Origin of the sequence: Aeromonas sp. FDAARGOS 1405, from assembly GCF_019048265.1 — a bacterium.
Classification (GTDB): domain Bacteria; phylum Pseudomonadota; class Gammaproteobacteria; order Enterobacterales; family Aeromonadaceae; genus Aeromonas; species Aeromonas veronii_A.
The window spans coordinates 742,506-761,348 of record NZ_CP077311.1 but is presented as its reverse complement, the minus strand read 5'-3'; the positions used below and the strand labels follow the sequence as shown (position 1 = coordinate 761,348).

Genomic DNA, 18,843 nt, shown 5'->3' with positions numbered 1-18,843 from the left:
CCCGAACAGAGAGAAGAGAGGCGACCCAAGGTCGCCTCTCTTTTTGTTATCTGCTGCGAGTCGTTACTTCAACAGGCTGAAGATCAGCGCCGATACCGCCAGCGACCCGGTCAGCAGGATAAAACCGTTGGTCCAGCCGTGACGGAAGCGGGCCAGCGCATCCACCTTGTAGATCGCAATCACCGGCATGATGAACAGGATCATGGCGATGACCGGGCCGGAGAGGGTCTCCATCAGTCCCAGAATGCCCGGGTTGATGACGGCTGCGCCCCAGATGGCGAAGAACATCAGGGCGATACCCAACTTGTCCGCCTTGGCCAACGGCAGGCCGGTGGGCTTGGCGATCAGGCTTTTGAGGCTTTCGCGGGCACCGAGGAAGTGACCGAGGAAGGAGGAGCTGATGGCGATAAAGGCGATGAGCGGCCCCAGAGTCACGATCACCGGGTTGTCGGTGATGTTGGCGAGATAGGAGAGCACAGAGACGTTCTGGGCCTTGGCTTCAGCCAGCTGGGCTGGCGAGAGGCTCAGCACGCAGGAGAAGACGAAGAAGAGCACGAAGCCCACCAGCATTACTGTGGTGTTGCGCAGGATCAGGCCGCTCTTGGCTTCCGCCTGCTCGCCATATTCACGGCGCTGCACGTTGGCAAAACCGGAGATGGCAGCGGCGTGGCTGAAGGCGAACACGGTGACCGGCAGCGCCAGCCAGACAGTGTTGAGGAAGCTGACCCCTTCAAACGCGGTCACTTCCGGCCATTGCCACTGAGGGATCAGATAGCAGGAGAGGGCCGCCAGAATGGCCGCCAGCGGATAGACCATAAAGGCGAAGGCGCGCAGCATCGCTTTCTCACCCGCCAGCATCACGGCGATCATGGCGAATACCAGTACGCCGGAGAGCATCACCCGATCCGGGGTTGCCATGCCGAGCTGGTTGACCATAAAGCTCTCCACCGTGTTGGTCAGCCCGACCCCGTAGATGAGCAGGATCGGGAAGATGGAGAGGAAGTAGAGCGCCGAGATGAGGCGACCGGCCATTTTGCCGAAATGCTCCTCCGCCACTTCGGTGAAGTCGGCGTGGGGGTGTGACGAGGAGAGCACGAAGCGCGCCAGCCCGCGGTGGGCGAGGAAGGTCATGGGGCCTGCCAGTACCGCGACGATAACGAGGGGCCAGATGCCGCCCAGACCCAGATTGATGGGCAGGAACAGGATACCGGCGCCAACGGCGGTGCCAAACAGGCTGATAACCCAGTGGGTGTCGTGACGGCGCCAGCGGGGGGTGCTGGCAGTGGTGGAGCAGGAACCGGATAGCTCCTTGGTAGCCTCTACAGATAAACTCATTACTAATTCACTTTTTGTTAGTGTTTTAATCTGAGTTCATTATGGTTTGTCGGGATTTAATTCTCAAAAAACGAGACTGAAACATATCACTGCTATTGCGGGGTTTAGCCAGCGAGATTGGGAATGGAATCTGGGTCACAGAATGAAACAAAACTGATATTTGTGGTTTTTGTGAAATATAAAACCAAAATTTGATCTGCACTCGTTTTTTTATTTTGACTAATCAGGTGTTTTCAGAATTACGTGAAAAATTGCACCATTTCTCGCCGACCGACTGTGATGTTTCACTGTCATTTTGCCGCTTTGCCAGCGTATCACGCTGTTCAAGAGCGCCTTGACCAGAGGATCACTCCGGCCATTACCCGGGGTAACTTCCCTGAAAAAGCAGGCGGCCATCGGGCCGCCTGCTTGTCTGGTGTGATGATATCGCTATCCGTCTAGTGGGCCAGAATGTTGCCCCAGGCGAGATCCGGATCCCCCATCACGATAAAGTCAGGGTTCTCCAGCGACTCGGTTTCGTTGTAACTGAGCGGCTGCAACGCCAGGCTGAGGATGCGGCCACCAGCCGCCTCGACGATGCACTGGGCGGCGGCGGTGTCCCACTCGCCGGTGGGGCCGAGCCGCACGTAGCAATCGGCCGCCCCTTCCGCCACCAGACAGGATTTGAGGGAGCTGGAGCCGAGCGGGATCAGCTCGTAGTTGATGGCCGGGTTGAGGCGGCGGGTGAGCTTCTCCAGCTTCTGGCGGCGGCTAATGGCCACCACCAGCGAGTCGGGCTGGTCATGTTCGTGATGCATGGCGCTGATGGGTAGTACCTCGCCCTTCACCTCCTTGAAGGCGCCGTAGCCGCGCACCGCCCAGTAGAGCACGTCAGACTCGGGGGCGTAGATGACCCCGAGCACCGGCACATTGTCCCGCACCAGAGCGATCAGGGTGGCGAAGTCGCCGCTGCCTGCGATAAATTCGCCAGTGCCGTCGAGGGGATCCACCAGCCAGTATTGCCGCCAGTTGGATCGCTGGCTGAAGGGGATGTCGGCCGCCTCTTCGGTCAGCACCGGCACATGGGGGGTGAGCGCCGAGAGCGCCTGTTTGAGGTAGGCATCGGCAGCAAGATCGGCACTGGTGACCGGGGTCGCATCCTCCTTCAGCTGACGCTCGAACTGACCGCCGTGATAGATGTCGTGAAGGATCCTTCCGGCTTCGCGGGCAATCTCCTTGACCCCCGGCACCCAGGCCAACAACTCCTGCATCTCGTTATCCTCTGTCTGTTAACTGCCCGTCTGCGGGCTACTCTGCCTGCTCCGCCAGCCACTTCTGGGCCAAGAGCAGGGCACTGATGCTGCGCGACTCGGTGAAGTCGGGTCGCGCCAGCAATTCGTCGATCCTGTTGAGTGGCCAGGGGATTACCTCCAGCGGTTCGGGCTCGTCGCCGATCCGCTGCTCGGGGAAGAGATCCCGTGCCAGTAAAATGTCCATCCGGCTGGAGAAGTAACCGGGCGCCAGCGACACCTGTTTGAGCAGGGTCAGGTTGTTGGCGCCAAAGCCCGCCTCTTCCATCAGTTCCCGGTTGCCTGCCTCGAAGGCATCTTCGCCCGGGTCGATCAGCCCCTTGGGAAAGCCCAGCTCGTAGGAGTGGGTGCCAGCGGCATATTCGCGCACCAGCAGCAGGGTCTGCTCATCGAACAGCGGCACCACCATGACGGCGCCACGATTGCCGCCGCGCATCCGCTCGTAGACCCGCTCCTCGCCGTTGGAGAATTTGAGGTGGAGGGATTCCACTCTGAACAGCCGACTCTCGGCCACGATCTCGGCCTTGAGGATCTCCGGTTTGCTCTTCTCCTGCTCCAGCTGGTCGATCGAAATCTGTTCGGGGGGGCTTTTGTGGTGCTCACTCATCAGGGGGGACGGCTCGTTAAAAAATCGTGCTTCAAGAGTAAACGACTCCCACACCGAACACCACGGGGCAGGGAGGGGAAAGGGGGAGGAAAAATCCGTTATACTGCCGCCCCGTTTTCCGAGATCCGCGATCAAGAGGCCCGATGCCACACTCCCGCTCAAACACCTTGCCATGGCACCAGATAGATACCGTCTTGCTCGATATGGATGGCACCCTGATCGATCTGCATTTTGACAACCACCTCTGGCAGCAGCTGGTGCCGGAGCGTTACGCCGAGCGGCTCGGGCTGCCACTGGATGAAGCCAAAGCGCAGATCGACGTCCACTATCAGGCGGTCAACGGCACCCTCAACTGGTACTGCGTGGATTACTGGAGCGAGACCCTGGGGCTCGATATTCGTGCCCTCAAGCAGGAGCTGCTGGCGAAGATCCGGTGGCGTCCCCACGCCATCCCCTTTCTGGCCGCGCTGCGCGCCGCGGGCAAGCAGCTGGTGCTTTTCACCAATGCCCACCCCGCCAGTCTGTCGGTGAAGGATGCGCAGTTGGGACTAAGCGACCATCTGGATCTGATGGTGAGTACCCACGAGCTGGGCTGGTCGAAGGAGAGTCAGCACTGCTGGCTGGCGCTGGCACAGCGGCTGGCGTTCGATCCGGCCCGCACCCTGTTTGTGGATGATAGCGAGCGGATCCTGCGGGCTGCCGCCGACTATGGCATCGGCTATCAGCTGGCGATCCTGAATCCGGACGGCTGCAAGCCGGAGCAGAACATCACCGCTTTTCCGGCGATCCGCGACTATGCCGAGTTGCTGCCGCTGGTAATTTGAATCAGTTCAAACAAGAGAGGGCTGCATCATGCAGCCCTCTCTGTATCTGAAACCTGGCGGTGAAAAATCACAGCTCCCGAAACGGGCGCCGTTTCTCCTCTTCGATGACGATCGCCTCCAGATTGGCGACCCGCTCCTGTAGCTCTCGGATGACCAGATCCTGCTTGCCGAGGCGGTCGGTGATGCGGGCATCCCCCATCTGATAGCGGGCCCGCTTGCCGAGATATCCGAACAATAGGCTGATAAATACGATCAGGACTATGCCTGTCCACATGGTCATGTCACGACTCCTTGTCGTCTATAAACGGCGAAAACGCTGATGAGATCCGTTCTGTTTTCTCACAGCCGCCAATTGGCCGCAATGGGGCCCATTGTCCCTTTGTGACGCAGACAGCTATTGCTGCCAGAGGGGGCGGCCAAGCCAGAGTCCCCACAGGGTGAGGTGCAGCAGCACGATAAACCAGAAGACCAGCCGGTAGCTGCGCTTCTGGGTCTTGTGGCGCAGCCACTGGCGGGCCACCAGTGCCCCCGGCCAGCCGCCGCACAGCTCCAGCAGGTGCAGGCGAGATTCGGGAATGCGCCACTCGCCCCGCACCGCTTGCCGCTTGTCCCAGGCGTAGGCGGCTACCGTCAGCAGGCTCATGAAGAGCAACACGGCCAGCGGCCACCACTGCTGCTCGCCGAGGCCGAGCCAGAGGGCGGCGCCCAGTGGCAGCAGCGCCAGCGCCATCACTGGGCCAGCTCCCAGCAGCGCTCCTCGTCCTGCTTGAGGGTGCGGATCACCTTGGCCGGATTTCCCACCGCCACCGAGTCGGCCGGGATGTCGCGGGTGACCACGGCGCCTGCGCCAATGATGGAGCGCGGCCCTATGGTGACGCCGGGGCAGATGATGGCGCCGCCGCCGATCCAGCAGTCATCGCCGATCTGCACCGGCTTGTTGTAGGCGGTCCAGTTGCGTCGCTCCAGATAGTTCATGGTGTGGGTGGCGGTGTAGATCTGCACGTTGGGGGCCAGCAGCACATGGCTGCCGATATGCACTTCACCCAGATCGAGAATGGTGACGTTGAAGTTGAAGAAGGTCTTCTCGCCGATATGGATGTTGCGGCCAAACTCGCAGGTGAAGGGCGTGCTGATCCAGCAGGAGTCGGGGCAGTGGCCGAACAGCTCGCGGCAAATCTGCTGGCGCAGAGGGGCATCGCCTGCAGGTGAACCATTAAGCTGGGCCAGCAGCGCCTGACCGCGGATCCGGTCGTTCGCTATCTCCTCGCTCTGGCCATCCAGCGCCCCGCCTGCCAGTATCTTGTCCCAGTCGCTCGCCATTGCTACCTCCTCATGCTGCAAGAGGGGGCAGTATACGTGACTGTCTGGGGCGCCGTCAGTCTGTCACTTGTTGCAGGTGATCCCCGTCAACCTGCGGGCCAGACGAGGGGCAGGATCAGCAGGGCCGAGACGAAGTAGGGGAGCAGCACCCGCAGCCCCAGACTGCGACCGCCGATGCCGAGGGCCAGCAACCCCTTCACCAGCGAGTTGACCAGCCCGGCCAGCAGAATGCCGCGAGCGGCGACCTCCAGTGCCAGCTCCTTGTGGGAGAGCTGGGAGAGCGACAAGGTGATGGCATCCACGTCGGTGATCCCCGACACCAGCGCCAGCAGATAGACCCCCGAGTTGCCTACCTTGTCTTGCAGCAGAGTTGCCATAAAGCCGATCAGCGCCAGCAGCAGGCCGAACTTGATGGCGGTGGCCAGATCGAGCGGGTTGCTGGTTTCCGGCTGTACCGGGCCGTCTGTCAGCTCCTCGCGCTGGCGCCAGAACCAGAAGGCAAAGCCGTAGACGGTGGCCGCCAGCAATACGAGCGGGGCGGCGAGGCGCATCGCCAGTTCGCTGTGAATCAGCAGCACCAGCACCAGCAGCCGCAGCCACATGGTGGCCCCTGCCAGCAGGATGCCGGTAGCCAGCAGTCGCTCCAGCCCTCCTTGTTCCTTGTTGAGGCGGGCAAACTGTAGGGTGAGGGCGGTGGAGGAGGCCAATCCCGCCAGTATGCTGGTGAGCACCAGTCCGGCGCGAGTACCGAGCAGCCGCACCGCGAAGTGGCCACAAAACGAGATGCCGGCGATCACCACCACCATCAGCCAGATCTTGAAGGGGTTGAAGGCATCGAGGGGCCCCATCTCCTCGTTGGGCAGTACCGGCAGCAGTACCAGCGAGATGAGCAGAAAGCGCAGGGTGGCGTGGAATTCGGTTTCGCTGAGAAACAGCATCCCCTGCTGGATCTTGCCCTTGAGCCCCATCAGCAGGGCCGCCAGCACGGCGCAGGCCACCGCCTCGCTCGGGCTCAGCAGCACCGACATCAGCCCCAGCAGATAGGTGAGCAGCATGGCCACCGAGCTGGTGAGGCCGAACTCCCCTTGCCAGCGCTGGGCCAGCCAGACCGAGAGGCCGCAACCGATCACCACCGCCAGCAGGCCGAGCAGCGGCAGCCAGGGGCCCAGGGTGGGCAGCAGCAAACCGCACACCCCGCCGAGCAGGCCGATAAGGCCGTAGGTACGCATCCCGGCGATGCGCTGGTTATCCCCCAGTTGGCGCACCTGCCAGCCCCGCTCCAGCCCGATGATAAGGCCGATGGCCAACGAGACCAGGGCTCCGTTGACCGGTTCTGCATTGATCCACATAACGACTTCCTTTTCGTCATCTGCCTGCCTTGTTCCCATGATGGCACAGCGAGCAAGGGGCCAGAGGGGCATGGCTCACAGAGTCTGCGTCCGGCTCCCGGTGCGGGTGGCTGAGTTGATATGAGCAAAAGAGATAAGCAAAGAGTTATTTCTTTCTTCTGGGCATAACAACTCCACGGCATGCTGTTCTCAACCCAACAAGATATGGAGAATCACCATGAAACTGCGAATGACCGCCCTGACCCTGCTCTCTCTGCTGGCATTTGGTCAGGCCAATGCCGCCGAGATCCGCCTGCTCAACGTCTCTTACGATCCGACCCGCGAGCTGTTTCAGGAGTACAACGCCGCCTTTGCCAAGGAGTGGAAGGCCAAAACCGGCGACGACGTAGTGGTGAGCCAGTCTCACGGTGGCTCCGGCAAGCAGGCTCGCGCCGTGGTGGATGGGCTGGAAGCCGACGTGGTATCGCTGGCGCTCGCCTACGATGTCAGCGCCATCGCCAAGGCGGGGCTGACCGCTGCCGACTGGCAGAGTCGCCTCGGCAACAACGCCTCGCCCTATACCTCCACCATTGTCTTCCTGGTGCGCAAGGGCAATCCCAAGCAGATCAAGGATTGGGATGATCTGGTGCGCAAGGATGTTGCCATCGTGACTCCCAACCCCAAGACCTCCGGCGGGGCACGCTGGAACTATCTGGCTGCCTGGGGCTATGCCCTGAAGAAGAGCGGCAGTGAAGAGGGGGCCAAGCAGTTTGTTGGCGATCTCTTCAAGAACGTGAAGGTGCTGGACTCAGGCGCCCGCGGTGCCACCACCAGCTTTACCGAGCGCGGTCTCGGTGACGTGCTGCTGGCGTGGGAGAACGAAGCCCTGCTGGTGCTTGGTCAGGCGGGGGCCAGCGACAAGTTCGAGCTGGTGGTGCCTTCGGTCTCCATTCTGGCGGAGCCGCCGGTCGCGGTGGTGGACAAGGTGGCCAGGAAGCACGGTACCGAAGCGGTGGCCAAGGCCTATCTCGATTATCTCTACTCTGACGAGGGGCAGCATATCGTCGCCAAACATCACTATCGCCCCAGCAACCCGGCGATCCTGAAGGAGACCGCGGCCCAGTTCCCGCAGCTTGCCTTCTTTACCGTCAAGGATCTGGAAGGGGATTGGGAGAAAGCCCAGAAGAAACACTTCGCCCAGGGCGGTCTGTTTGACCAGATCTACCAGCCGGGTCGTTGATAGCTTCGTTATCCATCACTGAACTGGCCCCTGTGCCAGCCGATAGGAGCACCAAGATGAACAAGATCCTCCTGGTTCCCGGTCTGCACAACAGTGGGCCGGATCACTGGCAGAGCCGCTGGCACGATCATTTTCCCCAATGGCAGCGGATGACCGGGCTACCGTGGGACAAGCCGAACCTCAGGGTCTGGAGTGCCAAGCTGGCGAGCAAGCTGAAACGTCGCCGCAGCCGGGTCCATCTGGTGGCCCACTCTTTCGGCGCCCTGACCGCCATCGCGGCGGCCCGCTTGCAGCCGGAGAAGGTGGCCTCGATCTTTCTGGTGGCGCCCGCCGATCCCGCCCGTTTTGGCATTGCGGATGAGGCCTTGGCCGGGCCGCTGCAGGTGTCTGCCCAGCTGGTGGCCAGCCGCAATGATCCCTGGATGAGCTTTGAACGGGCCGAATACTGGAGCCGTCAGTGGCAGGTGCCGCTGTTCGATGCCGGTGAGGCGGGCCATATCAATGCCCAGTCCGGTCATGGGGATTGGCATCAGGGGCTGCATTTGCTGGGGGCTCTCTACCGCCGTGGTGAGCTGGTAGTGGCACCGGTCAAGGCCGCATCGCCCCGGCCGGTCGTATTGGGCTTTCGCTAGGTATCTGTGAAGTGGTTGGAGGGTTGTCGGGCGCGCTGTTCGCTGGCTACTCCATGCCCCCGTTCTTTGAATGCTCCGCTCCGTATTGCTCCATTTCTTAGGTCTTTTATTTATATAAAAGACCTTTTTTTATTGGAGTGCGCCAAGAGCCTTGTGACTCTGCGGTTAGACAAAAAAGTGATTAGCAAAGTCGCAATTGATGTTTGTTGCCGATGAGGGGAGTGCGCAGAATCACCATATCGAAAATTCTTCATAACAGATGGATGTGTTATGCGATTTGGTTCTTATTCTGTCCTGCCCGGTTTTGGTCCCACCTTGGGGTTCAGCCTGCTCTATCTGGGCCTGTTGGTGCTGTTGCCGCTCTCGGCCCTGGTACTGTTTGCGATCAACAACCTGACCGCCGCCGAGTTCTGGCAGGTGATCGGTTCACCCCGGGTGCTCGCCTCCTTTCGCCTGAGCTTCGGGGCGGCCTTTGTCGCGGCGCTGCTCAACAGCCTGTTTGGCCTGATCCTGGCCTGGATCCTGGTGCGCTACACCTTCCCCGGTCGTCGTCTGGTGGATGCGCTGATCGACCTGCCATTCGCCATGCCGACCGCCGTTTCCGGCATCGCCCTGTGCGCCATCTTCGCCCCCAACGGCTGGATCGGCCAGTTGCTGGCGCCGCTCGGCATCCAGCTCGCCTACAACCCTATCGGCGTCGTTATCGCCCTCACCTTTATCGGATTGCCGTTTGTGGTGCGTACCCTGCAGCCGGTGCTGCGGGAGGCTGAAACCGAGCAAGAGGAGGCGGCCGCCAGCCTCGGCGCCGATCGCTGGCAGACCTTTCTGCGGGTGCTCTGGCCGACCCTGGTGCCTGCCCTGCTCACCGGTTTTGCGCTGGCGTTTGCCCGTGGGGTGGGGGAGTACGGCTCCGTCATCTTCATCGCCGGCAACCTGCCGATGGTCTCGGAAATCGCGCCGCTGATGATCATGAGCCACCTGGAAGAGTATGACTACGCAGGTGCCTCCGCCATCGCAGTGGTGATGCTGCTGATTTCGTTCATTTTGTTACTGCTAATCAACAAGTTGCAGGCCTGGAGCTGGTCTCGCATCGGAGGGAGCCGGATATGAGTTCATCTGCTATCGCCATTGAGGCGGCCTCTGTGGAGGTTGCTCCCGTGCGCAAGGCTCCGACCGTGATCCGCGAGCCCCAGTGGGTCAAATGGCTGCTCATCACGGTGGGTCTCGGCTGGTTTGCCGCCCTGTTGCTGCTGCCGTTGGCCACCGTCTTTATTCAGGCGCTGACGCCGGGGCTCGCCTTCTTCTGGCACGCCATCAGCGAGCCGGATGCCCTGAGCGCCCTCGGTCTCACCGCGTTGGTGACCCTCTGTGCGGTTCCACTCAATCTGCTGTTCGGGATTGCGGCGGCCTGGGCTATCGCCCGTTTCCGCTTCCCCGGTCGGCAGCTGCTCATCACCATCATCGATCTGCCCTTCTCGGTGTCGCCGGTGATCGCCGGTCTGATGCTGGTGTTGATGTTCGGCAGCCGCGGCTGGTTTGGTGACTGGCTGAGCGAGCACGACATCAAGATCATCTTCGCCACCCCGGGGATCATCCTGGCCACCACCTTCATTACCGTGCCCTTCGTGGTGCGCGAGCTGCTGCCCCAGATGGAGGCGCGCGGCCCGGAAGAGGAAGAAGCCGCCATCATGCTGGGGGCGAGCGGTCTGCAGATGTTCTGGCGCGTCACCCTGCCCGGCATTCGCTGGAGCCTGATGTATGGCCTGCTGCTCTGTACCGCCCGCGCGGTCGGGGAGTTTGGCGCGGTGTCGGTGGTCTCCGGCCATATTCGCGGCCAGACCAATACCCTGCCGCTGCATATCGAGATCCTCTACAACGAGTACCAGACCGGCGCCGCCTTTGCAGTGGCAAGCCTCTTGGCTCTGTTCGGGATCTTTACCCTACTCGGGGAAACCCTGTTGGCCCGGCTGCGTGCCCAGCCCACCAAATCTCACTGATCACCGTTTTAAAGAGGCAGCCATGAGCATTCAGGTTCAACAACTCAACAAGCATTTCAATCAGTACGCGGCGCTGGCAGACATCAACCTCGACTTTCACGACGGTGAGCTGGTGGCGCTGCTCGGCCCCTCCGGCTGTGGCAAGACCACCCTGCTGCGGATCATCGCCGGGCTGGAGCAAGCCGACAGTGGCCACGTCATCATTCGTGGTGAGGACGCCTCGGATCTCCATGTGCGCGAGCGCAACGTCGGCTTCGTGTTCCAGCACTATGCCCTGTTTCGCCATATGACGGTATTCGAAAACGTGGCGTTTGGCCTGCGGGTCAAACCGCGCAGTGAACGCCCGGCCGAGGCGGCCATTCGCGCCCGGGTCAAGGAGCTGCTGGATCTGGTGCAGCTCAGCCATGTGGCCGAGCGCTATCCGACCCAGCTCTCCGGCGGTCAGCGTCAGCGGGTCGCGCTGGCCCGAGCCTTGGCTGTGCAGCCCAAGGTGCTGCTCTTGGACGAGCCCTTCGGCGCTCTTGATGCGCAGGTGCGCAAGGAGCTGCGCCGCTGGCTGCGCGAGCTGCACGACGAGCTGCACGTCACCAGCCTGTTCGTCACCCACGATCAGGAAGAGGCGCTGGAGGTCGCGGATCGGGTGGTGCTGATGAATGCCGGACGGGTCGAGCAGATCGGCACCCCGGCCGAGGTCTACGACCAGCCTGCCAGCTCCTTCGTCCACAGCTTCCTCGGCAGTGTGAACCAGTTCCGCGGTCGGGTGGCGGAGCAGGGATTCGGTGTCGGTGAGCAGCTGCTCGGCGGGCCGTCGGCTTCCCATCTGGCTCACGGCAGTACCGCCATCGCCTATGTCCGCCCCCATGAACTGGAGATCTTGCCAGCCGATGCACCGGGCGGGATCCGTGCCACCATCACCCGTCTATTGCCCATGGGGCCACGCATTCGGGTGGAGCTGCGTGGCGATGGCGAAACGAAAGGGGCCCACTATGAGGCGGAGCTGAGCAAGGAGGCGGCCAAGCAGTTTGCCCCGGGACAGGGGGTGAAGCTGGTGGCCAGACAGGCGCAGTTCTATCCCGACTATCAGATTTGATGCTGTGTTGCGGGCGGTGTGGCCGCCCGGTTCTGGCTGTCAGCCGGGCATGATCCGGCCAAATAACAAAAATGAGAGGGGCGAGCAGATTGTGTCGCCCACTCTTCGCAGGAGGCGACAAGGTGAATTTCCAGCAGTTACGTATTATCCGGGAGGCAGCGCGGCGGGATTACAACCTGACCGAGGTAGCCAATGCCCTTTTTACCTCGCAATCCGGGGTGAGTCGCCATATCCGCGAGCTGGAAGAGGAGCTCGGTATCGAGCTCTTTATCCGCTACGGTAAGCGGCTGCTCGGTATGACCGAGCCTGGCAAGGAGCTGCTGGTGATTGCCGAGCGCATTCTCAATGACGCCAACAACATCCGCAAACTGGCCAGCACCTTTGCCAACCGCGACTCGGGCCGCTTGCTGGTGGCGACCACCCATACCCAGGCCCGCTATGCCCTGCCGCGGGTGGTGAAGGCGTTTCGCGAGCAGTTTCCGCTGGTGCAGCTGGAGCTGCGTCAGGGCAGCCCGGAGGAGATAGTGCGGCTGGTGCAGAGCGGCGAGGTGGATATCGGCATCAGCAGCGAGCAGCTCGACAAAAGCGAAGGGGTAGTGGCATTCCCCTACTACCGCTGGCACCACAATATCGTGGTGCCCGAGCAACATCCGCTTACTGGCGAGCGGGATCTGACGCTGGCGGCGCTGGCCAACTGGCCCATCGTCACCTATCAAGCCGGGTTGACCGGGCGGGTGCGGGTGGATGAGGCGTTTGCTGCGGCTGGCATCGAGCCGCAGATCCTGCTGACGGCGCAGGACTCCGATGTCATCAAGACCTATGTCGAGCTGGAGATGGGGGTCGGCATACTGGCTGATATGGCGTTCGACGCCCAGCGTGATCAGGGGCTGGTACAGCTCGACGGCAGCCATCTGTTTGCCCCCCACACCGCCTGGATTGGCCTCAAGCAGGGGCAGTTCCAGCACAACTTTGCCTGGCAGTTTATCCAGCTCTGCAACCCCGAGCTGGCGCTGGCGGATATTCAGGCCCGCGCCATGGGCAGCGAGCCCGCCCTCGACTTCCAGATTTGAATGAGAAGAGATAGCAAAAGGGGTGCCATTGGCTCCCCTTCTGCTATCCGGTGGCGAGTTACTTCACTTCATCCCACGCCATCTGCCAGTGGGAGCCGATGCCCGGCTCGTACTGGGTGGCTGTGGTGGTCCACTGCTGGCAGTAGCCGCTGTAGGGGAAGGGCTTGCACTGATAGACCTTGCCATTTTTCGGCTGCTGCACCTTGGTGCTGGCGGTGTAGGACTTGATGTTGTTCGGGAAGACGAAGTCGTATTCGCCGCTGCTCTGATCCTTGAACATCAGATCCATGGTCTGCTGGATGGTCTCGCCGCCCGCTTTCGGGGTGGCCTTGATCACCAGCTGATGGTGACCAGCCTTGAGCCCTTCCAGCGCCATGGTGAAGGTGTGGCTGCTGTCCTTGATGTCGGCACTGCTTTCACCCTTGGCGACGCCGCCGTGGTCATAGAGGGTGTTGGTGACGGCCAGATCGCCCTGTGCGGTGACGGTGAAATCGAGGGTTGCCTTGCCGTTGTCCAGTACATAGTCGCTGGCCAGACCGCTGACGCTGATGCTGTCCACCACTGGCGGTTGCAGCTGTTGCAGGTCAATCTCGACTCGTTCCAGCTTGCTGTTTCGCTTTAGATAGACGGGGTTCATACCGTAGACCGGATTGAACTGGCCATCGGCTCCTTGCTGACCTGCGCGGATCAGGCTCTGCTCGGCGTTGATCTTGCTGGCGAGGGCATGGGCCCAGTTGTTCTTCTGGCCCTGCTCGGCATTGGTGATGGTCAGCACGGTCTGCAGATCGGGGCGCTCGCCGTTGGCATCGAATATCCGGGTCATCGCCTTGTCACCCACTGCGAGGTCGATGGAGGGGTAGATGGTGCCTGCCTGGCTCCACTCCAGCGGCGGCTGACTACCATCTTTGAACTTGGCATCGATGATGTTGTAAAAGCTGTTGCTGGTGTCGCCCACTTCCCACACGCCGAGGATCACTTGATAACCGGTGCGCTCCGGCAGGACACAGTTGTGGGTCACTTGCTTGGGCGGCTGCACCATGTTGCCGTCGATGACGCAGAAGGGGGTCAGGTCGAACGAGGCGCGGGTGAGCGGCTGGTTGGGGTTCCAGTCCTGCTTGGTGAGGTAGTAGCGCCAGTTGCGGGTGACGTGGTTGGCAGTGAAGGTCCAGCTGATGGCGAAGGGTCCGGGCTGTACTTCACGCTTGGTCCAGCGGTCGCTGGTCTGGATGTTCAGCTCGCTCCAGCGCGGGCTGCCCGCCGAGGCGATTTGACCATCCTGCGGGCCGGTTTGCGGGAAGCCTGATGGCCCCTCCACGCTCTGGGGTTCCCACTGTACGCCTCCACACTGGCTGTTGCCGCCGGTTTTGCACAGGTAGTTGCGGCTCTCGGGCTGGCTGATGTAGCCATGAGCCAGGGCGCTGCCGCTGGCCAGCAGGGCCAGCACCGCCGCGATGTGATTGAGTTGGATTTTTGCTGCCATACATTCCTCTGTTCGATAGATGTGGGCAGTCAGTTGGCCGGGGAGTTCCCCGATGCACACTTGCGTGTGGCAACCCCGCTATCCTGGACAAAACGTCTGTAGACCGGAGGCTTTGCGTCCCGACCTTTCGGTCAGTTTGCCAAATGACTAGATGGTTAGTGATGGGCCAAATGTTCGGCCATCAGCATTGTGCCCCGCATTGATTAATTATTTGAAGTCACATGTTTAAATACGTCATTCAATGGCGCGAAAATCATCCTAACTGGCTGTTTTTAAATTGTTCTCTTGTTTATGAATGGCGTCGAATACCGTTGAATATGCCGATAAGATGCATGCTTGCTGCGCGTTTTTAGGCGTAAAAAAACCTGCCAGCCGAGCTGGCAGGCCGGGTGACAATGCGACACGGATTGACGCCATCAATGACGGGCGCGCTGTTCTCCTGAGGGGGGAGATACGGGAGCTATCATTGGCGCAGTGGAGGACTCCTTGCCCAGTTTGAACACCGCAAGCCGCTCATCCAGGCTGCGGGAGAGGCCGGCCAGCAGCTCGCTCTCCTGCGCCAGTTGCGAGGCGGACTGGGACATCTCCAGCGCCGAGTCGTTGATGCCGCTGACGTTGCGGTTCATATCCTCGGCCACCATGCTCTGTTGCTCTGCAGCGGTGGCAATCTGGGTCGCCATGTCGCTTACATGCTGGATATGGTTGACGATCAGGGTGAGATCCTGACCCGCTTGTTGTGACTGGTTTACGCTGCTTTCAGCCAGTTTTCGGCTGGCATCCATGGCATTGGCTGCAGTGACGGCCCGTTGCTGCAGCTGGGCGATGGTGCTCTGGATCTCTTCGGTGGATTGGCGGGTACGACTGGCCAGCTGGCGCACTTCGTCGGCGACCACGGCAAAGCCACGTCCCTGCTCCCCTGCACGGGCTGCTTCTATGGCGGCGTTGAGCGCCAGCAGATTGGTCTGATCCGAGATTGAGCTGATAACGGCGGTCACTTCACTGATCTGCATCACCCCCTCTTTGAGCTGGTTGACCTGCAGAGTGGCCTGCTCCACTTCGGTTGCCAACGCCTTGATGCCATGCACACTGGCGTGAACGTCGCGGTTGCCGAGCCCGGCTTCACCTGTCGCTTCCTGGGTATCCCGCGCGGTATTTTCGGCGTGCCCGGCCACATCGGAGATGGTGGCGCTCATCTCGTTCATGGCGGTGGCGAGCTGGGCCAGTTGATCCCGCTGGCTGGTCACCGCCTGATTGGTCTGCTCGGCAGAAGCGGCGATGCGCAAGGCGGCATCCGCCACATTGCGAGCCCCCTGGCTTGCCTCCAGCAGGGCGTGGCGGATGGCGTCAAGACTCTGGTTGGTGCAACGGGCAACAACACCCAGCTCATCCTTGCCCTGTACCGGGATGCTCACCACCAAATCCCCCTTGGCGACCCGTTGCATGGCGTGGTTGATCTGGCTGAGGGGGGAGACGATGGAGCGGGTGATGCGCCAGCCCAGCAGCCCCATCAGCAGGATCACGATGGCGGTAGCGGTACCCATCTTCATGTACTGGGCCCAGATGGTCTGCTGAATATCCTGCAGCAGCATGCCGGAGCCGAGGATCCAGCCCCAGGGTTGATAGCCGGAGACCATGGAGAGTTTGTCAGCGGTTTCGCCCGACGGGCCAGTCCAGACATATTGCAGGGTCCCATGCTTGCCCCCCTTGGCGATATCCACCATCTGATACCAGAACTGCCCGGCGGTGGCAGCGCCCCCTTCGCCCATTTTCTGACCGATCAGTTCGGGGCGGATGGGGTGAACTACCATAGTGCGGTTCTCGTCGATGACAAACAGGTAGTTGTTGCCATCAAAGCGGGTGTTGGTCAGCAGTTTACGCGCCTCCTGCTGGGCCTGTTCCATGGGCAGGGTGCTGGCCAGAAACTGGATCTGGCTCATGGCCTGGTCCAGCACGGCATTGAGCCGTGCCTCTCGCTCGCTCATCAGATTTCGCTGGAGCGCATTGGCCGAGATGAGCAGCAGCGAGACAAAACCGACAAACGCCAACGTGAGCAGCAAGATCAATTTGCGGCTCACGGTGATATCACCGAGCTTGAACATGATTAAACCCTCGTTATCCCGTTTTATGGTGGCTCTGTACCGCTGCAGCCAGTTCGTCAAAGTTAACAACTCATTTACTTTCAGCCGTTTGCCGACCGTTTCTGATGAGCGTTTGAACAACAGTATAGCCAGCAGACAGCGCTCCCCATTTTTTGGTAGCGTGTTCATGCGCATCCCTGCGCAATTTTTGCCAAAGAGTGTGAATCATTTGGCATTTCACTAAAAAAAGGAGTGGGCCCCGCTGCGGGTGACCCCATCACAAGAGGGAATTTATGAGTTCCATTGCCAGGAATTACTTCAACCAACTCAACGCCGATTATCTGCAGGTACACAGGTGCAAAGAGGATCTTTTCTGGTCCACTTATATGGGCACCAGCGACGATCAGGCCGGTTTTACCGCGGCCGAGCAAGCCTACAAGGCTTTTTGTGCCAATCCTGCCCGTCTGCCCGAATTGCGGGAGATGCTGGCGCAGGCCGAAGAGGATGATCTCAAACGCGGCCTGCGGGGCTGGCTCGCCTTCTTCGAGTGCAATGTGATTGAAGATCCCACCGCTGCCGCCCTGATGGATGAGCTGGTGGCCGCCGAAGCTGAGCTGTTTGCCCGCCGCCGCGAGCTGAAACTGACACTGCTGGATGAGCAGGGCCAACGGGTCGCGGGTAGCCTGCCCGCCGCCAGCACCTCCCTTGCAGCCAGCCCGAGCGAGGCTGTGCGCCAAAGCGCACTCGCCATGTTCTACACCCTGGAGCAGTGGGTGGTCAGCAACGGTTTTCTCGAGGTAGTGGCGATCCGTAACCGCTTTGCCCGCGCCATGGGCTATCGCAATTACTTCGACTACAAGGTGCGCAAGAACGAACAGATGAGCCCGGATCAGCTGTTCGTCATCCTCGATGACTTTATTGCTCGCACCGACGCCCGGCTGCAGAAAAGCCTTGCCGAGCTGAAAGCGGCCAAGGGGGAGGCGGCCCTGCTGCCCCATAACCTGCGCTACGCCATCAGTGGTGATGTAACCCGCCAGCTCGATCCTTATGTGCCCTTCTCGCGGGCGCTGAAGGATTGGGTCGAGAGCTTCCGTCGTCTCGGCATCCAGTATCGTGGGGCGACCCTGACGCTGGATTTGTTGACCCGGGAGGGGAAATACGAGAACGGCTTCTGCCACGGCCCGGTGCCGAGCTTCTTCCAGCAGGGGGAGTGGGTGCCGGCGGTGGTCAACTTCACCAGCCTGGCTGATCCGGCGCAGGTGGGCAGCGGCTGGAGCGGCCTCAACACCCTGTTCCACGAGGGGGGCCACGCCGCGCACTTTGCCAATGTCACCGGCAACGCGCCCTGCTTCTCACAGGAGTTTTCGCCCACTTCCATGGCCTATGCCGAGACCCAGTCGATGTTCTGCGACAGCCTGCTGGACGATGCCGACTGGCTGAAACGTTACGCCAGAAATACTGAGGGAGAGGCGATCCCCGACGCGCTTATCAAGGAGATGATCGCTGCACGCCAGCCGTTTCGCGCTTTCAACGAGCGCCAGATTGCGCTGGTGGCCTACTTCGAGCGGGATCTCTACGCCATGGATGATGCCGAACGAACTACGGATGCCGTGCTGGCGCTGGCCCGCCAGTGGGAGCGCAAGATTGTCGGGGTGGCGAGCCCGCGCCCGTTGCTGGCCATCCCGCACCTCCTGAATCAGGAGTCGGCCTGTGCCTATCACGGATACCTGTTGGCACTGATGGCAGTGGAGCAGACCCGTGCTTACTTCCTCAAGCGTGATGGCTACCTCACTGACAACCCGCGTATCGGACCGGATCTGGCCGCCCATTACTGGGGACCGGGCAACGGCATGACTCACGATGAGACGTTGCGCAGTCTGACCGGCGAGGGGTTCAGCGCGGTACCGCTGGCCGAGGCATGCAACATGAGTGCTGCTGAAGCGTGGCAACAGGCGCAAGCCTGCATGGCCGCGGCCCAGCAACGCCCTGCGGCTGGTGAGGGCACCCCGCTCGATGCCCATATCCGGGTGGTCCACGGCGCAGAGCTTATCGCCGACAACAGCGAGTCGGAAACTCGCATGTTGGCCGACTTCGAGGCATGGATCGTCAACCATTACCAATAAGCGCCTGTCGCGTAATATACACAGCTCCCGCATCGAGGGCGGGAGCAGTGCTGTGTATGGCTGTTTATTGTCGCAAGCGTGGTAGGCGCTATCGTTTTATGGGGAAGTTCGCGACATAAATTGTCGCTTTGTCGATTGAAACCATATTTTATCCATCAAATATGTATTCGTATGAACATGAATATGAATTGCAGGCTACAAGATAGTGGACTCCTTGAGCCCCGCTCTTTTCATCTTTTTGTTAATAGTGTTTTTTGTGGTCATCTTTGTGCATAAAGATTGTTCCACTCACCTATTTGATATCTATTCTCATCTTATCGGGTTGACTAAATTGTCCACAACTGCAAAATCGCCTCCCTTGCCACCCCCGATGTGAGTCGGGTTCGGAAAGCTTCAGATCTCTTCCCCCCGAGATGGCTGGGCCGCACAT

The 18,843-nt window shown here is 60.8% G+C and carries 17 protein-coding genes and 1 riboswitch; of the genes, 8 read left to right on the top strand and 9 right to left on the bottom strand.

Going from position 1 to position 18,843, the window contains the following annotated elements; genetic code table 11:
- Positions 1-63: 63 nt before the first annotated feature.
- The 3 genes from I6L35_RS03605 to nudE form a co-directional block, all read right to left on the bottom strand.
- Positions 64-1,335 carry an aromatic amino acid transport family protein gene (locus tag I6L35_RS03605; RefSeq protein ID WP_216979565.1) on the bottom strand — a complete coding sequence of 424 codons (1,272 nt, stop codon included), beginning with the start codon at positions 1,333-1,335 and terminating at the stop codon, positions 64-66.
- A gap of 437 nt (positions 1,336-1,772) precedes the next feature.
- Positions 1,773-2,585 (bottom strand): 3'(2'),5'-bisphosphate nucleotidase CysQ, encoded by an 813-nt coding sequence (gene cysQ / locus I6L35_RS03600; RefSeq protein ID WP_216979564.1) that lies wholly within the window; start codon positions 2,583-2,585, stop codon positions 1,773-1,775.
- 37 nt (positions 2,586-2,622) lie between these two features.
- Positions 2,623-3,231 carry an ADP compounds hydrolase NudE gene (gene nudE, locus I6L35_RS03595; protein WP_033113990.1) on the bottom strand — a complete coding sequence of 203 codons (609 nt, stop codon included), beginning with the start codon at positions 3,229-3,231 and terminating at the stop codon, positions 2,623-2,625.
- Between the two features lie 143 nt (positions 3,232-3,374).
- Between nudE and yrfG the strand changes: the two genes are divergently transcribed.
- On the top strand, positions 3,375-4,055 hold the full coding sequence (gene yrfG, locus I6L35_RS03590; protein WP_216979563.1) for a GMP/IMP nucleotidase: 681 nt from the start codon (positions 3,375-3,377) through the stop codon (positions 4,053-4,055).
- Positions 4,056-4,122: 67 nt separating this feature from the next.
- Here the strand turns inward: yrfG and I6L35_RS03585 are convergent, their stop codons facing one another.
- The 4 genes from I6L35_RS03585 to I6L35_RS03570 form a co-directional block, all read right to left on the bottom strand.
- On the bottom strand, positions 4,123-4,335 hold the full coding sequence (locus I6L35_RS03585; protein ID WP_068977307.1) for a hypothetical protein: 213 nt from the start codon (positions 4,333-4,335) through the stop codon (positions 4,123-4,125).
- Between the two features lie 114 nt (positions 4,336-4,449).
- Positions 4,450-4,788: a DUF1294 domain-containing protein gene (locus I6L35_RS03580; RefSeq protein WP_167570795.1), complete on the bottom strand. Its 339-nt coding sequence runs from the start codon at positions 4,786-4,788 to the stop codon at positions 4,450-4,452.
- Entirely contained in the window at positions 4,785-5,375 is a 591-nt protein-coding gene (locus I6L35_RS03575) for a sugar O-acetyltransferase (protein WP_216979562.1), read from the bottom strand. The genes I6L35_RS03580 and I6L35_RS03575 overlap by 4 nt, the downstream gene beginning before the upstream one ends.
- Positions 5,376-5,461: 86 nt before the next feature.
- Positions 5,462-6,724, bottom strand: a complete 1,263-nt coding sequence (locus I6L35_RS03570) for a DUF4010 domain-containing protein (protein ID WP_216979561.1) — start codon at positions 6,722-6,724, stop codon at positions 5,462-5,464.
- Positions 6,725-6,941: 217 nt separating this feature from the next.
- On the opposite strand from I6L35_RS03570, the gene I6L35_RS03565 reads away from it, so the two are divergent.
- The 6 genes from I6L35_RS03565 to cbl all read left to right on the top strand — a co-directional run bounded on the left by I6L35_RS03565 (position 6,942) and on the right by cbl (position 12,732).
- Positions 6,942-7,943 (top strand): sulfate ABC transporter substrate-binding protein, encoded by a 1,002-nt coding sequence (locus I6L35_RS03565; protein ID WP_216979560.1) that lies wholly within the window; start codon positions 6,942-6,944, stop codon positions 7,941-7,943.
- Between the two features lie 56 nt (positions 7,944-7,999).
- Positions 8,000-8,575: an alpha/beta hydrolase gene (locus tag I6L35_RS03560; RefSeq protein WP_216979559.1), complete on the top strand. Its 576-nt coding sequence runs from the start codon at positions 8,000-8,002 to the stop codon at positions 8,573-8,575.
- Positions 8,576-8,845: 270 nt separating this feature from the next.
- Positions 8,846-9,685: a sulfate ABC transporter permease subunit CysT gene (gene cysT / locus I6L35_RS03555; protein ID WP_040067348.1), complete on the top strand. Its 840-nt coding sequence runs from the start codon at positions 8,846-8,848 to the stop codon at positions 9,683-9,685.
- The gene (gene cysW / locus I6L35_RS03550; protein WP_201986186.1) at positions 9,682-10,572 is read left to right on the top strand and encodes a sulfate ABC transporter permease subunit CysW; all 891 of its coding nucleotides are present in this window, start codon (positions 9,682-9,684) and stop codon (positions 10,570-10,572) included. Before cysT ends, cysW begins: the two co-directional genes overlap by 4 nt.
- A gap of 22 nt (positions 10,573-10,594) precedes the next feature.
- The gene (locus tag I6L35_RS03545; protein WP_216979558.1) at positions 10,595-11,662 is read left to right on the top strand and encodes a sulfate/molybdate ABC transporter ATP-binding protein; all 1,068 of its coding nucleotides are present in this window, start codon (positions 10,595-10,597) and stop codon (positions 11,660-11,662) included.
- 122 nt (positions 11,663-11,784) lie between these two features.
- Positions 11,785-12,732: an HTH-type transcriptional regulator Cbl gene (cbl, locus tag I6L35_RS03540; protein WP_216979557.1), complete on the top strand. Its 948-nt coding sequence runs from the start codon at positions 11,785-11,787 to the stop codon at positions 12,730-12,732.
- A gap of 58 nt (positions 12,733-12,790) precedes the next feature.
- Here cbl and gbpA read toward each other — a convergent pair whose 3' ends face one another.
- Positions 12,791-14,212, bottom strand: coding sequence for an N-acetylglucosamine-binding protein GbpA (gene gbpA / locus I6L35_RS03535; RefSeq protein ID WP_216979556.1), 1,422 nt, complete (start codon positions 14,210-14,212; stop codon positions 12,791-12,793).
- A gap of 65 nt (positions 14,213-14,277) precedes the next feature.
- Positions 14,278-14,363, bottom strand: a riboswitch (cyclic di-GMP riboswitch).
- Positions 14,364-14,628: 265 nt separating this feature from the next.
- Entirely contained in the window at positions 14,629-16,311 is a 1,683-nt protein-coding gene (locus tag I6L35_RS03530) for a methyl-accepting chemotaxis protein (RefSeq protein WP_216979555.1), read from the bottom strand.
- 272 nt (positions 16,312-16,583) lie between these two features.
- Between I6L35_RS03530 and I6L35_RS03525 the strand changes: the two genes are divergently transcribed.
- Positions 16,584-18,413 (top strand): M3 family metallopeptidase, encoded by a 1,830-nt coding sequence (locus tag I6L35_RS03525; protein WP_216979554.1) that lies wholly within the window; start codon positions 16,584-16,586, stop codon positions 18,411-18,413.
- Positions 18,414-18,843: the final 430 nt, after the last annotated feature.

Coding starts and splice junctions, on each gene's coding strand:
- I6L35_RS03605 (WP_216979565.1), bottom strand. CDS start 1,335: ATGAGTTTATCTGTAGAGGCTACCAAGGAGCTATCCGGTTCCTGCTCC.
- cysQ (WP_216979564.1), bottom strand. CDS start 2,585: ATGCAGGAGTTGTTGGCCTGGGTGCCGGGGGTCAAGGAGATTGCCCGC.
- nudE (WP_033113990.1), bottom strand. CDS start 3,231: ATGAGTGAGCACCACAAAAGCCCCCCCGAACAGATTTCGATCGACCAG.
- yrfG (WP_216979563.1), top strand. CDS start 3,375: ATGCCACACTCCCGCTCAAACACCTTGCCATGGCACCAGATAGATACC.
- I6L35_RS03585 (WP_068977307.1), bottom strand. CDS start 4,335: ATGACCATGTGGACAGGCATAGTCCTGATCGTATTTATCAGCCTATTG.
- I6L35_RS03575 (WP_216979562.1), bottom strand. CDS start 5,375: ATGGCGAGCGACTGGGACAAGATACTGGCAGGCGGGGCGCTGGATGGC.
- I6L35_RS03570 (WP_216979561.1), bottom strand. CDS start 6,724: ATGTGGATCAATGCAGAACCGGTCAACGGAGCCCTGGTCTCGTTGGCC.
- I6L35_RS03565 (WP_216979560.1), top strand. CDS start 6,942: ATGAAACTGCGAATGACCGCCCTGACCCTGCTCTCTCTGCTGGCATTT.
- I6L35_RS03560 (WP_216979559.1), top strand. CDS start 8,000: ATGAACAAGATCCTCCTGGTTCCCGGTCTGCACAACAGTGGGCCGGAT.
- cysT (WP_040067348.1), top strand. CDS start 8,846: ATGCGATTTGGTTCTTATTCTGTCCTGCCCGGTTTTGGTCCCACCTTG.
- cysW (WP_201986186.1), top strand. CDS start 9,682: ATGAGTTCATCTGCTATCGCCATTGAGGCGGCCTCTGTGGAGGTTGCT.
- I6L35_RS03545 (WP_216979558.1), top strand. CDS start 10,595: ATGAGCATTCAGGTTCAACAACTCAACAAGCATTTCAATCAGTACGCG.
- gbpA (WP_216979556.1), bottom strand. CDS start 14,212: ATGGCAGCAAAAATCCAACTCAATCACATCGCGGCGGTGCTGGCCCTG.
- I6L35_RS03530 (WP_216979555.1), bottom strand. CDS start 16,311: ATGTTCAAGCTCGGTGATATCACCGTGAGCCGCAAATTGATCTTGCTG.
- I6L35_RS03525 (WP_216979554.1), top strand. CDS start 16,584: ATGAGTTCCATTGCCAGGAATTACTTCAACCAACTCAACGCCGATTAT.